This window comes from Maritimibacter dapengensis, from assembly GCF_019218265.1.
Taxonomy (GTDB): domain Bacteria; phylum Pseudomonadota; class Alphaproteobacteria; order Rhodobacterales; family Rhodobacteraceae; genus Maritimibacter; species Maritimibacter dapengensis.
On sequence record NZ_JAHUZE010000003.1, the window covers coordinates 122,438 to 137,213 of the forward strand.

General features: G+C 56.2%; 11 protein-coding genes. 7 read left to right on the forward strand and 4 right to left on the reverse strand.

Annotation, left to right across the window (positions count from 1 at the left end; translation table 11 throughout):
- Positions 1-280: 280 nt before the first annotated feature.
- The 4 genes from KJP28_RS12825 to KJP28_RS12840 form a co-directional block, all read right to left on the reverse strand.
- Positions 281-1,165, reverse strand: coding sequence for a glycosyltransferase family 2 protein (locus KJP28_RS12825; protein WP_218393001.1), 885 nt, complete (start codon positions 1,163-1,165; stop codon positions 281-283).
- Positions 1,146-1,970, reverse strand: a complete 825-nt coding sequence (locus KJP28_RS12830) for a CpsD/CapB family tyrosine-protein kinase (RefSeq protein WP_218393002.1) — start codon at positions 1,968-1,970, stop codon at positions 1,146-1,148. The genes KJP28_RS12825 and KJP28_RS12830 overlap by 20 nt, the downstream gene beginning before the upstream one ends.
- A 35-nt stretch (positions 1,971-2,005) precedes the next feature.
- Positions 2,006-3,538, reverse strand: a complete 1,533-nt coding sequence (locus KJP28_RS12835) for a GumC family protein (protein ID WP_218393003.1) — start codon at positions 3,536-3,538, stop codon at positions 2,006-2,008.
- 85 nt (positions 3,539-3,623) lie between these two features.
- Positions 3,624-4,532: an ExeA family protein gene (locus tag KJP28_RS12840; RefSeq protein WP_218393004.1), complete on the reverse strand. Its 909-nt coding sequence runs from the start codon at positions 4,530-4,532 to the stop codon at positions 3,624-3,626.
- Positions 4,533-5,175: 643 nt separating this feature from the next.
- Between KJP28_RS12840 and KJP28_RS12845 the strand changes: the two genes are divergently transcribed.
- The 7 genes from KJP28_RS12845 to KJP28_RS12875 all read left to right on the forward strand — a co-directional run bounded on the left by KJP28_RS12845 (position 5,176) and on the right by KJP28_RS12875 (position 14,743).
- Entirely contained in the window at positions 5,176-5,790 is a 615-nt protein-coding gene (locus KJP28_RS12845; protein ID WP_336245348.1) for a sugar transferase, read from the forward strand.
- A 77-nt stretch (positions 5,791-5,867) separates the two neighbouring features.
- The gene (locus KJP28_RS12850) at positions 5,868-8,321 is read left to right on the forward strand and encodes a tetratricopeptide repeat protein (RefSeq protein ID WP_218393006.1); all 2,454 of its coding nucleotides are present in this window, start codon (positions 5,868-5,870) and stop codon (positions 8,319-8,321) included.
- A gap of 118 nt (positions 8,322-8,439) precedes the next feature.
- Positions 8,440-9,048 carry a polysaccharide biosynthesis/export family protein gene (locus KJP28_RS12855; RefSeq protein WP_218393007.1) on the forward strand — a complete coding sequence of 203 codons (609 nt, stop codon included), beginning with the start codon at positions 8,440-8,442 and terminating at the stop codon, positions 9,046-9,048.
- A gap of 159 nt (positions 9,049-9,207) precedes the next feature.
- Positions 9,208-10,470, forward strand: coding sequence for a hypothetical protein (locus KJP28_RS12860; protein WP_218393008.1), 1,263 nt, complete (start codon positions 9,208-9,210; stop codon positions 10,468-10,470).
- A gap of 196 nt (positions 10,471-10,666) precedes the next feature.
- Positions 10,667-12,226, forward strand: coding sequence for a VPLPA-CTERM-specific exosortase XrtD (gene xrtD, locus KJP28_RS12865; RefSeq protein ID WP_255552380.1), 1,560 nt, complete (start codon positions 10,667-10,669; stop codon positions 12,224-12,226).
- Between the two features lie 166 nt (positions 12,227-12,392).
- Positions 12,393-13,829 (forward strand): oligosaccharide flippase family protein, encoded by a 1,437-nt coding sequence (locus tag KJP28_RS12870; RefSeq protein WP_218393010.1) that lies wholly within the window; start codon positions 12,393-12,395, stop codon positions 13,827-13,829.
- Complete coding sequence (locus KJP28_RS12875) at positions 13,826-14,743, forward strand: hypothetical protein (RefSeq protein ID WP_218393011.1); 918 nt, start codon at positions 13,826-13,828, stop codon at positions 14,741-14,743. The genes KJP28_RS12870 and KJP28_RS12875 overlap by 4 nt, the downstream gene beginning before the upstream one ends.
- The last annotated feature ends 33 nt before the right edge of the window (positions 14,744-14,776 follow it).

The window sequence follows — 14,776 nt, forward strand, 5'->3', positions numbered from 1 at the left end:
GTTCCAAAGAAGAATAGGTCACCTGTGATTCTCCGATCACATCCAGTCGCTTCAATATGGAAGTGATTCGGAGTTTTCATTGTAATTTCATATGCGTAGTCTGGAAGCAAGGAATACTAATGTCGCTGCTTTGGAAACAATGATAGTCCATTCCGGGGATCGATCACCGGCGCTCCCGAGAAGCCGTGTTCGAAAAACATTGTTTCCGGTAAGCAAAAATTGGCGCACGTGTCGTCATGCCGATGAGTCGGTCAAACCGCATCTTGAATCGGACGTCGAGCTAGATCGATCCACCGACGGCCTGGGCCAACATCCACCGCATACGGGTGACCCGAAGCCGAAACAATGTCACGACCGCCCTCGTCGTTTCACCGACGCCGTCAAGTTTCTGACAGGTCAAGACCTTTGGCAGATGCACGAACGCACTGAACGGCATCCCCAGTGCACGAACGCCCCACGCAAGTCGCGATTTCCCGGAAGCCTCATGTGTCGCAAAAAGCTCACGTGTCATCCGATTCCACTTGTGCCGGAGAGCCTTCCAGTCGGAACGCGACGGGTGTCCGACAACCATATCGTCCCGATAAATCAGCGAGCACCCTTTCGCCACCGCCCGCGTGCTCCATTCCAGGTCTTCGGATACCCCATTACGGAATGGGCCGACCTTATTGAATACGGTTCTGTTGGTGACGAGATTGCCGGCACCCGTGAAACCCATCTCCTCGATATAGCGTCGAAAATTGAATCCGAAGACCGCCTCGAACCCTTCAGCACCACTTCGCGGAGGCGGTGTTTCATCGAATACGTCGACACGTCCTCCGATGAGGTCGGCGAGTGGGGCAACTGCTCGTGCCGTCGCGATCCAGTCCGGCGCTGCCACGCAATCAGCGTCTAAGAAGAAGAGAAGTTCAGCGTCGGTTTCAGCCACACCGAGATTTCGTGCTGCCGCCGCGCCCTTTTCGTTTTCAACGAGGAACTGAACTTCGGGGTAGGCAGCTCGAACTTCATCGAGAGACTGCGTCGATCCGTTGTCGACAACGACGATTTCGACACCAGCGCGGTCGTTCTGACGAAGCGCCGCGAGACAACGTTCCAACCGCATTACATCGTTGAAGTGCGGGATAATGACGGCAGCGTCGATAGCGGCGTCAGTAATATCCGTATCCATAGGCGTCGTCCGTGTATCGGCACTGGTTCAAAACGACGCCCAGCACATTCGTCAATTCTGCGATCTGTCGCTCTGCCACATCAATCTGCTTGATGGTCGTATGCTCGGCCTGGGCCAGGAGGATTGCGCAATCCACGTTGTTCAGGAACCCGAAATTGTCGTCAGCGGCCTGGAGCGGTGGCATGTCGAAGAGCATCAGATCGGGCTGATATGTATCCTGCAGGACGGTAAGTGCATCCTTGGTCGTCTCGGATTGAAGTATTTCCGAGGAATTCTCGACTGGCCCGTTATTGAGCCCAAGCGCGACATTGTCTCCCAGCCGAACCCCGTGACCGGAAAACTCCAAACGGCCTTGAAGCACGTCTGCCATCGTGTGTTGCGGCTTCAACCCGAACTTTGACGCCAATTGCGGGCGCCGCAGGTCGAGGTCCAGCACCATCGTGCGGAAATCCGTTCTACGGCCAAAACTGAAGGCAAGGTTCGCCGCCATTGTCGTCTTGCCGCAGCCACTGTCGGGCGAAACGATGGCGACGCGTTTCCATCCATTCGCGCGGGTTTGTTGCAGAATGCGTGTGCGCAACATGTCGAAAGGCGCAGCCTCGTGACCACCAGCCTGTGCATGAAGGTGGTTGTCCCGGACCACCTGCGAGGAAACCGACACCTGTTCCAAAGCGGTCCAGATATCCGTCAGATCGTTCGATTTTGGCGCGACTGTGGTTTTCTTCGCTGTCTTGACGGCATCCGACGCGTTCGCGGTCTCTCGCTGCAAACGGGCCTTTTCGATTGCCGACTGAAGTTTTTCCATTCCCGTGTCTTCCTTCGTTTACGATCGGCTGGCTACTACCAGCTAAGGCCCAGTCGGTTCATGACGCGCTGCACGATGACGTCCAACGGTTGATAGTATTCATGTATCACGTACATCGCTATCGGGATCAGGATCAGCACCGCGACAAGCAAAACGATCCTTCCCCAACGACGCGACCCGCCCGGCGTTCCGTAGTTCGGTATTGTCGCAAGCGGCGTGATACCGAGCTTGTTTACGAGTTCTTCCGGTCGGCGGACCGAACGATTGAGAACTTCAAGCAAAACGACAAGCGCCAGCCCGAGGATAATCCCAAAGATACCACCACCTGCGGCAATTACCGTGCGATTGGGTTTTGAAGGTTGGTTGGGCACGGCTGGCGGTTCGATCACGGAAATGCGCTGCCCGCGCGCCATGACTTCGATCCGTTCGCCGGTGCTGGCCTGCGAAAGACGGTCCACCGCGATATTGTATTGTCGCTGAACATTCTCGTAGTCCAGTTCAAGTTCATCGAGCTGGATCGCGTTGGTCGGCGTCTTCGAGATCGTCTCCGACAAAGTGCCGAGTTGCTTCTCCGTATCATCACGTTGTTGCTCAAGCACGGATCGCCGAGCGGCAATTTCCGCCAATTGGACATCCAGCAGAGAATTCCCTGTTCCTTCGGTCGGCTCTTCTGATGCTGCCTGAGCACCAACGGTTTTCTCGAGTTGTTCGATCCGGGCTTCGAGCATCTTGATCCGCGGGTTTTCCGGTGAATAGACCGCCAACGCTTCGTTCAATTCAGATTTCAGCGTTTCCAATTGCCGCTGTTCGGGGGTCTGCGCCGCGCCGGCGGCTCCCGAAACCTGCCCGGTGGATTCGAATATCTGGATCAGGCGGTTGCGCTGCTCGTCCAGGCTCGTCAATTCGCGGTCAAGCGAGTTGAGACTTTGTTGCAGAAGCGTTTGTTGGTTCAACCGGTAGTCGAGGCTTTCTGGGAGCGCATCGATATTGTCGCTCTTGAACTCCAGAATACGCGCACTCCGCGTCGCAAGCTCTTCACTCAGTCGGGACACTTCCTGTTCGAAGAACTCGAGCGTCTGGCCCGCCCGAACAGTCCGGGACTCAACGTCCTCCTGCTGGATCATGGTGAGGAACTGATTCAGAACACCGGCGGCCTTTTCGCCCGACGTCGCCTCGAACGTCAGTGTCATCAGCGCCGCTTCGTTGCGGCCCGCCGAACTCCTGATCGATGTCCGTGCCCGCATGTTGCGCACGATCTGATCAGGCAGCATCCGTGGCTGGTCGTCGAAAACCTTCAACTCGTTGGCCACGCGCAGAAGGTTGGCGCGTGTCAGCAACCTTTGTTCGATGATCTGAAGCTGCTCTTCCGCCGGTGTGCGGACCGTCGAGGCTGCAAGTTCCGATGGAATTCGCGGTGACTCCACGATCAGGCGCATCTGCGACTCGTAAACCGGTGGAAGCGACCTGGCGACGATCACCGAGACCGAAGCCACGAGGATTGCGACGATCAGGAAGTACGGCGACCGCCGCAGGAAGATCGACCAGTAGAATTTCAGCGTGCTTTTCATTCAATCCTGCCCCAGCAGTGGTCCGACATCACCGCGCAAGCATCTGCGGCCATACCGAATGTGTTCAGACTTTGCGCGGAAGTCATCAGTTCTTTTCCTCCGTCGCATCTGCGCGATATCTCTGACTCAAGAACAGGCAATCCGAGCTTGGATCCTCTTTCAGTGACAATCCGCCAAAGAAAACACCGTCGTTCAAGACGTCCTCGACAATTCCTGCGTTCACCTGCTTCACTTCTTCCCCCCACGCGTAGAGCATCGAGAACTCGCAAAGCTGGTTGACCAATCGCGGGATCCCGCAGGTCGCTTCATGAATTTTTGCAACGGCCTCATCGCTGAACTCTTCGCCCGTGCCGCCAGCGACCTTGAGCCGATGCGCGATATACTTCCCGACAGTTTCCTCGTCCATGCCGTTCAGATGGAAACTGGCCGCAACGCGTTGCGCAAGTTGCCGCATGTTCGGGTTCAGGACCATGCCCTTGAGTTCCGGCTGACCGACGAGGATCAGTTGGATCAGTTCGTCCTTGTTGCTGTTGATGTTGGTGAGCATCCGCAGCTCTTCGAGACCTTCCGTGGAAAGGTTCTGGGCTTCGTCGATGATGAGCACGACGCGACGGCCGGCCGCATATTCCTCGATCATAAAGTCCTGAAACTTCTGGAACATCGTGACATAAGAAGCGGAGGGATCGACGGGCACCGACAATGCGTTCAGAACCCATTGCAGCAATTCCCCTCGTCCACCTTGAGCGTTCGAAATCAGACCTACGTTCACGGTGTCGTCGAGCTGCTTGAGCAAGTTCTGCAGGAGCGTCGTCTTGCCCGACCCGATTTCGCCCGTGATGAGCGTGATCGGTGCGCGCGACATGATTCCGAACTCGAGAATGGAGTGTGCACGCTTGTGCTGTCCAGACCAGAACAGAAAGCTCGGATCGGGCACAAGTGTGAATGGCCTCTCGTCCAGGCCGAAATACCCGGCATAAAGTTCTTCGGAATTCATCCTGCTCACTAACTAACGAGTCAATTTATTGTGCGACGTCCTCTGCCTCGACGTCGAGCCTACATGCTGCCGAAATGGTGCAAAATGTGCAAACCGGCACTTAACCTTTTCCTTGCTTCCGGTGGCGGGCACCCCCCCAAGGGATGGCATCGCGCTACGATTCGAGTCCTTGCGCCATTCGCGTACCCGTTCATTAAGGCGATTCTGTGTGAAGTGAAAACAACGAGACCGTGACAACAGCGGCCAATTTGCGCGTCTGAAAGCCAGTTGACCCTTGCGTGCTCAACCGTTGCCATTTAGGAAACAATGCGAGGGTGAGAACAGTCTGTTTACGCCCATTTTATCCATGAAGTTCATGAGCTTATCCAGAATGTGGCACTCAGTGGATCAAATTCGTTACAAATGTGGCAAAATGGTGTTAGGCTCGGATTCGTAAGAGGGATTTAACTGTCAAGTTAGTGCTGCTGCACATAAAAATTAGAAACATTTCGAGGCTTCGGGCAGTTAACGAAAAGCTGGTCGGCGAGGCATTGCCGGCTGGGGGAGCATAAGGTTTGCTGGGGTAATTATGACCACTCATTTCAAAGACGTTTCGTCGATCACGGGACGGCCTGTCTCGATTCCTGATCGGCAACGTGAGTCGGTGGGGCGACTTACATACCGTAAACACTTCAAACGCGGGCTTGATATCGCGTTTGTGATCGCAGTGGCGCCTATTGCGGTGCCGCTGATCGCCGCGATGGCGTTTCTCGTTGCACTCGACGGTGGGCGGCCATTTTACCGCCAGATGCGCGTCGGGCGTCATGGGAAAACGTTCGGGATGGTGAAAATGCGTTCCATGGTGCGTGACGCCCATGGTCGTTTGGCTCAACATCTTGCCGAAGATCCCGCCGCTCGCGCGGAATGGGAGCGGACGCAGAAACTAAAGAACGACCCGCGCATCACCCGCATTGGCGGCATTCTTCGTCGCACCTCGATGGACGAGTTGCCGCAACTCTGGAACGTGTTGACCGGGGAAATGTCCGTGGTCGGTCCGCGCCCGATGATGGAGGACCAGAAAGACCTCTATCCTGGCACGGAATACTATGCACTTCGCCCCGGCATTACCGGCGCGTGGCAGGTCTCCGACCGCAACAACACGGCTTTCGCCGCACGTGCGCATTACGATGCGGACTATTACCGGTCTCTGTCGCTGAAAACAGACACCGCGATCCTGCTTAAGACTTTTCGCGCAGTTTTGAACTGCACGGGGTATTGAGCGAAAGACGACCCGCGGCGTATGCTGCGGGTCGAAGCGGCCTACCAGGGTGACAGGCCGCGTGAAGGGATACTCTCATGCTGCGACGCCTTTTTACTGGGCTGTTTCTCGTTGCCGGCCTGGCATTTCTGTCGGCCTGCGAATCTGATGAGGAGCGCGCGGAACAGCACTTCCAGACCGCATTGCAACTTATTGAAGAAGGCGACGAGGAGCGTGCGGTCATCGAACTGCGCAACGTGTTCCAGCTCGACGGCTTCCATGAAGAGGCACGTGAGACATATGCAGGCCTTCAACGCAGGCGCGGCGAGACATCCGAAGCGTTCCGGCAATATCTTCGCCTGATCGAACAATACCCGGAAAATTTCAACGGTCGGCTCGCCTTGGCTGAAATGTCCATCGAAGCCGGCGACTGGGAAGAAGCGGAACGGGATGGTCGCGTCGCCGCCGAACTTCGCCCGGAAGATCCCAGTGTTCGCGCGGTGTTGGTCAATCTTGATTACCGGGATGCGCTTGAAGCTGACGACGCCGAACGCAAGGAAGAGGTGTTCGAAGAGGCGTCCGCCCTGCTTCAAGAGCATCCTGATGCACGGCTCGCGCTGCGGGTCGTCATCGACCAGCTTCTTCTGCGGCAGGACTGGCAGGGCGCGCTTGCGGCGCTCGACTCGGCAATCGAAGCGACGCCGGACCGCCAGGATCTTCGAACGCTCCGTCTTGGAGTGATGAACCAGATCGGTGACGAGGATGCGATCGTCGAGGAATTGCTCGCGATGGTCGAACAGTTTCCCGAGGATGAAAACGTCCGCGACACGCTACTGCGTTGGTACATGTACCGAAACGATGCGGATGCGGCCGAAGAGTTCCTCCGCAGCGAGGTTGATCCGAACGCAGAAACACCGGACCAGCAAGTCCAGCTCGTCGAGTTTCTGACCGAGGTTCGCGGGCGCGACGTTGCACGTGCCGAGCTCGACAAAATCATCGAAAATGGCACCCCGCATGAGGCGACCTTTCGCGCCCTGCGCGCCGCGCTGATCTTCGATGCTGGTGCGAAGGACGAAGCGATTGCCGAAATGGAAGCGATGCTCGAAGGGGCTGAACCGTCTGCCGATGTGAATGACGCGCGCGTGACCTTGGCGCACATGCTGGTCGCGAACGGGAACCCGGTTGTCGCACGGTCGCAGATCGAAATGGTGCTCGAAAACGACCGGTCGCATGTTCAGGCCAGCAAGCTCAAGGCGACGTGGCTGATCGAAGACGACGAAACGGACGAAGCGATCGCTCTGCTTCGCGAAACCCTGGGCGAAGCACCTCGCGACGCAGAACTCATGACGCTTCTTGCGCGTGCGCATGAACGGGTCGGTCACACGACCCTCATGGCTGAAATGCTGTCGCTCGCGGTCGAAGCATCCGGGAATGCGCCAGAGGAATCCCTCCGCTACGCGAATTTCCTCGCTGAAAGCGATCGTGAAATCGCGGCCGAAAGCGTGCTCCTCGACGCCCTGCGCCTCCAGCCCGAAAACATCTCGATCCTGATGACGCTGGGGACGCTCTACATTCAGATCGAGGATTGGGGACGCACACAGGGCGTGATCGACAAGCTCGAAACGCTCCCCGATGCAACCAACAGGGCCAACGAGCTCACAGCGCGGATGCTCGAAGCTCAAGGGCGGCAAGATGCCCTGATGTCTTTCCTGGAAGGTCTCGAAGCAGAGGGCAGCGGTCCTTCTGGCGCGACGCTGGGTGTGGTCCGGTCGCTCGTCGCCCGGGATGATCTCGATGGCGCTTTGTCCCACATCGAAAACGCGCTCGAAAGCAAACCCGGCGATGTGGTGCTGCGGTCGGTGCATGCCGCGGTGCTCGTCCTGCATGGACGCACGGACCAGGCTGAAACGGAATACCGCGAAGTTCTCGAAGACGCCCCGGAAAATCAGGGCGCATGGCTCGCCCTTTATCGCCTGCAACTGATGTTGGACGACCAGGAGAAGGCGTCTGCCGTACTGGACGACGCATTGGCCACACTGCCTGAAAACCCACAACTCATGTGGGCGAAAGCCGAGCGGCTTCAAACCGCTGGGGATTTCGAAGGCGCGATCTCCGTTTACGACGCGCTCTATGATCGTTTCAGCGACAGCGCCGTTGTCGCCAACAACCTTGCCTCCCTGCTGACCGATCACAGCGACGACCCCGAGGATCTGGAACGCGCATGGCGAATCGCCCGTCGGCTTGTCGATACCGAAGAACCGGTTTTTCAGGACACCTATGGCTGGATCATGTCGCGGCGCGGCGATCACAGGGAAGCTTTCAAGTATCTGATACCGGCGGCCGAGGCTCTCTCGTCAGACCCCTACGTGCAGTACCATCTGGCCGCGACCTACGCTGCAGCGGGTCAGAACGCCGAAGCTCTCGAGCAATTCAAGGTTGTGCAAAGCCTTGAAACCGATGATAAAATATCGGAGGTGGTCGAGACAGAGATCGCAAGACTCACCGCTCTCGCCGAAGAAAACCCGGACACGTCCACGACCGAAAACAACTGAGCCACGACTTTGCGACATTTCTGCCGCAAAAAGAAGCGTTTGACGTTGCTTGTTTTGTGCGATTGTTCGAATCTTGTTATAAACCTATGAGCCGACTGTCTGTCGAAGGGGACTAATCATGATCAAGGTGTTCACCAGGACCTTTGCCGCCATCCTGAGCGTGCTGTTGCTTAGCAATGCCGCAACCGCACAAAACGGGTATCAGATCCGCACCGGGGATACTCTTCAGATCGAGGTCGTCGAGGACAACAACCTCAATCGCAGCGCCCTCGTCTTGCCGGGCGGGACGATCAGCTTCCCCTTTGCCGGCAACGTCCCGGTTGCAGGCCGCACCACCGGAGCAGTCGCGAGCGACATCGCGGATCGCCTGTCTTCGAACTTCGCGTCGACGCCCACGGTTTTCGTTTCCGTCGGTCAGCTGGCCGAGCGGCCCGCGGCATTGGCAGCAGGCCCCTTCGTGCCTCCGACGACCGACATCTACGTCACCGGCGAAATCGCCAATCCGGGCAAACTGGCCGGTTCGCAGGGCATCACCATTCTTCAAGCCATCGCGCAAGGTGGCGGCCTGACCCGTTTCGCGGCCGGAAAACGCATCCAGCTGCGTCGCGGTGACAAGATTTATCCTTACAACTACCACGCCAACGGCGGCGTCAACAGCATCTCGGGCAGCACGATGCTTGCGCCCGGCGACGTGATCGTTGTTCCGCAAAGAAGGCTGTTCGAATAACAACACCCCCATAAGAGAGGTGAGCAGGTGGACATGACAATTAGGAAGACGGCTCGCCTCGCGAGTACCGCCGCAATCATATCTTTCGCAATTCCAGCCACCGGACAGGATCTGTTCGGTGGCAGTGCATTTACGTTCGGCGTGAATTCGGAATTGCGCGTGAATGACAATCTTGGTCTGGGCAACCCATCGCCGGGCGTCTCGGCCCTTTGGACCAACCGATTCACGATGGGGTTCGAGACGGGAACGCCGATCTCCACCTTCACGTTCAACGCTGGCGTTTCGGCGCGCGGTGCGGCGCTCCCGACCGTACCGTTCACCGGCCTCCTCGACGAACCTTTCGCAAACGCGACCTACGTCCGCGAGGGCGTCAATTCGCGGCTCGAACTCGCTGCGAGCTATCGGCAGATCAACCTCGACTTCGCCGATCCTCTCACCTTGATCGACGAGGACGACGAACTCGATGACACCGACCTGATTATCGACAGCGGTTCGCGGGTGACGACGCAGGCCAGCGTCCTTTTCGAAGGCGGATTACAGGACCCGTTCGGTTACGGCATCGCGCTCGACCACAATCGCACGACCTATACCGGGACCACGGACCCCGCCCTGTTCGATTCCATGACCAACTCCGCCGAGGTGTTCACGCGATTCCGTTTCTCGCCCGTCCTCGAAGGGCGGCTTGCGGCGAGCAAGACGCTTTACTCGGCCAACGACGCCGTGATGACGAACCGTGACACACTCGCCGCGACCGCGGGCCTGACGTATGAGTTCGATCCGATTACGGTGTTCGAGGCCAGCCTCGGATATGACTACATCACCGAGACGACGAACGTGCCGACGACCACGGTACGCAGCGGCTTCAGCGGCTCGCTCGGCCTGACCCGTGAAGTGCCGACCGGCTCATATGGGCTGATGCTCGACAGCGACCTCTCCATCAACGGTCGACGCAACACGCTGACCGCCAGCCGGGCCTACGAGCTTCCCACTGGATCGCTTGATGCGAGCCTCGGCGTCACACGCGGACCAAGCGGCATGTTCTTCCCGGTCGGGAGCCTGGCCTACGTCTATGATCTGCCACGTGGACAGATCACCGCGGGCGCCCAACGGCGGGTGACGACGGGTGACGCGTTGAACGATGTCGTCAGGACCAATCTGAACCTCGGTTATACGACCGATATCAACCAGGTGTCCTCGCTCGCCTTCGAAGCGGACTTCGCCGCGGTCGAGGATTTCGGCGTCGCGCCAGTGGACCGCACCATCCTCGCCAGCCTGCGCGCGACCTACTCTTACGAGCTGACCGAAGACTGGGATATCTCCGCCGGATACGAGCATAGGATTCGAAGTGATTCTGCCCTGGGTCGACGTCATTCCAACGAGGTTTTCGTCGTGCTCGATTACACCTTCGGCAATCGCCCCTGAACTCATGAATTGTTTCGTCTGCGCGGCCAAAATGGCTGCGCAGACGAAAGTTTGAAGACCCTTTCCGAGGTTCGTCATCGCTTTTCCATTTTCTTGCGAATAGAGTATCAACGAAAGGCGGTTTTGCCTTGCTGCTGCATTGTCTGATGAGTCTTTGATGTCCTCTTCCGAGAGTTTGAAAACCCCGTCCTCAATCATGCCTGCGCTGAACGTGACGGGCCTGTTTTGGTACATCCTCATGTTGGCCGGCTCGGTCCCGATCTTCTGGATCGGGTTCGTTTCGCTCGCGAAAGCGTGGTCGACGGCGGAATACAGTCATGGGCCATTGATCCCGCTGATCTCGCTATACCTGTTCCTTCGCGAACTGCGCCGAACACCCTTGCCACGTGACACTGTGACTGACCGCGGTGTCGGCGTCGCGGTCATCGTGTTCGGCCTACTGGTCGCGGTCCTCGGCAACCTGACCCGGATCCCCGACATCGTCACCTACGCGATGATCATATGGGTCGGTGGCGTCATGCTCACCGTGTTTGGCTGGGAACGTGGGAGGCACCACCTCCTCCCGGTCGTACACCTTGTGTTCATGCTGCCTCTGCCGAATTTCGTGTACTGGCAGCTCACCATCTTCCTGCAATGGGTGTCCTCCGAACTCGGCGTTTGGTTCCTCAAGCTCGCCGGTGTCTCGGTCTTCCTCGAAGGCAACGTGATCGATCTTGGCGTCTACAAGCTCCAGGTCGCGGAAGCCTGCTCGGGCCTGCGTTATCTCTTCCCGATCCTGAGCTTCTCGTATCTCTTCGCGATCCTCTATCGTGGTCCGCTCTGGCATAAGCTCGTTTTGTTGATCTCGGCAGCACCCCTGACCGTCTTGATGAATTCGGTGCGCATCGGCGTGATCGGGATGCTCGTGAACAAGCACGGGATCGAACAGGCCGAAGGCTTCCTGCATTTCTTCGAAGGCTGGGTGATTTTCGTTCTCTGCATCATCATCCTGTTCATCATGGCCATCGCCTTGCAACGCCTGACGCGGGACCCGAAACCTCTGGCCGAGGTGATCGACCTCGACACCAAGGGCTTCGCGCCGATCTTCCTGCGCATCTTCGGCATTCGCCCGTCGCGCGCTCTTGCGGCCGGTGCGCTTCTCACGCTCATCGTTTCCGCGGCCTGGATGCTTCAGCCGGCACCGGATTCTGCAACGCCAGACCGTGACCCCTTCGCGATCTTCCCGCGCCAGATCGGTGAATGGTCCGGATCGACGTCGAGGCTCGACCCCAAGGTCGAGAAAACTCTAGGCGCGTCCGATTACCTGCAGTCGACCTACGCCTCCGCACAGGCAAGCGGCTACGTCAGCATGTTCGTTGCATTCTACAAGAACCAGACCGAAGGCGATGGCATCCACTCTCCGGAAGTGTGCTTGCCTGTCGGCGGTTGGGAGATCTTCAGCCTCGACCCATACGAGGTGCGCTCGGGCGTGGCCGGTTACGAGACGTTCCCCGTCAACCGCGCCGTCATCCAAAAGGGCACGAACCAGCAGCTTGTCTACTACTGGTTCGAGCAGCGCGGCAAACGTCAGATCAACGATTTCGTCGCGAAGATGGGCGTGCTGAAAGACGGGCTTGTGATGGGCCGCACAGACGGCGCCCTCGTACGCTACTCGACCCCAATCCTGCCTGGCGAAACCGAGGCAGACGCCGACGCAAGGATCCAAGGGTTTTTAGAGGAAAGCCTACCGAACCTACCGCGTTTCGTTCCGATGTAATGAGAATTCTCCTCCGAATTGGGGAACGTGATTTTCGTCCATTTGCATAAAACAGAGTTGCGCGTTCTCGCTTATGCAGAAGCAATGCCGGGTGCGATCAAAACGGTTATATCAACCGTTTGGGCGCAACATACCAACCAAGTCAGATATGGTTTCTGAGTCCAATATGCTTAAGTCAGCTCTATTATTGCTTTCAGGAAACGCGTCTTCCTCTGCCGTGTTATTCATTCGCAACTTGCTGATCGCCCGACTTATCAGCGTAGAAGACTATGGTATTGCCGCCACCTTTGCCATTAGCATGGGTGCGGTGGAGATGTTGGGAGCAATAGGGCTGCAGCATCTTATTATTCAAGATGACGACGGAGATAATCCAAAGAAACAAGCGGGTCTTCAAGGTTTCCATCTGTTACGCGGATTTCTGTCCGCAGCAATTTTGTTCTTTTTGTCTGGACCGATATCGCGATTCATGGGTGTGCCGGAAATCGCATGGGCTTTCCAAGTTCTTGCAATCGTGCCGCTGGTTCGAGGCTTTGTCCATTTCGACATTTACCGGCTCCAAAGACAGATGGAGTTTCTCCCACTTGTGTCTAGCGCCTTGGCACCTGCTTTGGTTTCAACTGCATTGGTCTGGCCCATTTATCTCGTTTTTCCTAACTATCGTGTGATGTTGTTCGCACTGATTATTCAAGCAGTGATATTGGCAGGGGTTTCGCATGCCTTTTCAAAGCGTGCCTACAGGGTGACACTTGATAGAGGGATAATGACCGAAGCGATTTCATTTGGATGGCCCCTCCTGCTCAACAGCATTTTATTGTTCGGGGTCTTCCAAGGCGAGAAAATCATTGTTGGACGTGAACTTGGTATGGAGCAACTTGCCCTTCTTGCGATGGGTTTCACTCTTACACTCACACCGACACTTATTCTTGCCAGTAGCGCAAGGTCATTCTTTCTTCCTCAACTGTCGAGAGCAAAGAACGCTCAACACGATTTTCAATATTTGTCCATCGTCACAATGCAATCAAGTTTGCTAAATGGGGCTCTGCTCGTAACTGCGATTTTCTTGTTCGGCGGCCCACTCGTTCACTTCGTGCTTGGGCCGAAATACTCGGCACTCATACCATATCTGCCCTGGCTAGCACTTCTAAACGCGTTACGAGTATTCAAAGCCGGCTGCGCGGTCGTCGCGTTGGCAAAGGCGCATACTACCAATGCGATGATATCGAATATGTTCAGAGTGGCCACCCTACCGATTTCCTGGTTCGCCCTGATTTCGGGCGCGGACCTGTATGCAGTCATAATAATTGCAATCGTTGGTGAGATGCTTGGATATTTGGTGGCATTGGCACTCGTCCATTACAAAGTCGGCGTGATACTGGGGCGCATGATCCTTCCGCTAATTACGACAGGCGTACTGCTGACATACACATTGGCGCAAACTTCTTTGGAAGAGTCTAATATACCTTTTTCGCTCCCGCAGATCATTGGGTTTGTTCCTGTAGCATTATTGTTGATACTCTCCCTATACTCTATGTACGAATTTCGAAGATACATTAAGAACCATTCAACTTTCATACCCTTTAAGCAGAAAGACCCGAACTCATGACCACGCCTCTTCTCTTGCATATCGGGTACCACAAAACCGCGACAACTTGGATGCAGAAACAGCTCTTTCTACCTGAACATGGATATCACCAGGTGTCGGGGCATGAGGAGGTTTCAAGATACTTCACAGATATCCATGGTCTCCAGTTCGACCATGAAGTGCCAAGGGACGCCATTCTGGAAGCATCCTCCGAAGTGCCAAAAGGAAGTACGGCAGTGATCTCGTCGGAACTTCTTGTCGGCAACCCTTTTTTTGGCGGGCGGGAAAGCGACGTTTATGCAGAACGGCTACATCAGGCTTTCCCTGACGCCTATGTCCTGATCACCATTAGAGCGCAAGACAAAGTGCTTCGATCGATCTACATGCAGTACGTTTCCCGCGGTGGTACGATGCCACCTGAACTTTTTTTTAACATGCCGAAAACCGCCAGCTTCCCCGCTTTCTCTGCAACCCACTTTGAATATGACTGGCTGATCGCCCACTACCGCAAGCTCTTTGGTGACGACAAAGTCCTCGTGTTGCCGCAGGAAGCATTGCAGGGGAATATGGATCAATCGATACAGGATCTTGCCAGCTTCTGTGCCAATCGCAACTTCAAGGGGATTTCAGACGCGAAAAAGAAAGTCAGAATGGCAAGCTACCCCGAATACGCTGCGCCATTTCTTAGGCGTTCCAATTATTTTCAGAAAAGCGTCTTGGATCCAAATCCTCTGGTGAGTTTTGGTACGACACCAGGCGGCCTGTACAAAGGAGTTGGGTTCCTGCTTAAAGGGCCTTTTTTCAAGAAGGCATTCGATTCCTACCGCCCAGTTTCGCGATATGTCGCTACAGAGTTTTCTGGTCGGTTTACAGAAAGCAATCAAAGGCTTCGCGAACTTCTGGGTGGCGAACTTGATCTCTCAAAATACCCTTGAAGGACAAACCAAATGGTATTGGCATCCCTTTAC

Excerpts from the sequence above, each read along its gene's own strand:
- KJP28_RS12825 (WP_218393001.1), bottom strand. The coding sequence starts at position 1,165 with ATGGATACGGATATTACTGACGCCGCTATCGACGCTGCCGTCATTATC.
- KJP28_RS12830 (WP_218393002.1), bottom strand. The coding sequence starts at position 1,970 with ATGGAAAAACTTCAGTCGGCAATCGAAAAGGCCCGTTTGCAGCGAGAG.
- KJP28_RS12835 (WP_218393003.1), bottom strand. The coding sequence starts at position 3,538 with ATGAAAAGCACGCTGAAATTCTACTGGTCGATCTTCCTGCGGCGGTCG.
- KJP28_RS12840 (WP_218393004.1), bottom strand. The coding sequence starts at position 4,532 with ATGAATTCCGAAGAACTTTATGCCGGGTATTTCGGCCTGGACGAGAGG.
- KJP28_RS12850 (WP_218393006.1), top strand. The coding sequence starts at position 5,868 with ATGCTGCGACGCCTTTTTACTGGGCTGTTTCTCGTTGCCGGCCTGGCA.
- KJP28_RS12855 (WP_218393007.1), top strand. The coding sequence starts at position 8,440 with ATGATCAAGGTGTTCACCAGGACCTTTGCCGCCATCCTGAGCGTGCTG.
- xrtD (WP_255552380.1), top strand. The coding sequence starts at position 10,667 with ATGCCTGCGCTGAACGTGACGGGCCTGTTTTGGTACATCCTCATGTTG.
- KJP28_RS12870 (WP_218393010.1), top strand. The coding sequence starts at position 12,393 with ATGCTTAAGTCAGCTCTATTATTGCTTTCAGGAAACGCGTCTTCCTCT.
- KJP28_RS12875 (WP_218393011.1), top strand. The coding sequence starts at position 13,826 with ATGACCACGCCTCTTCTCTTGCATATCGGGTACCACAAAACCGCGACA.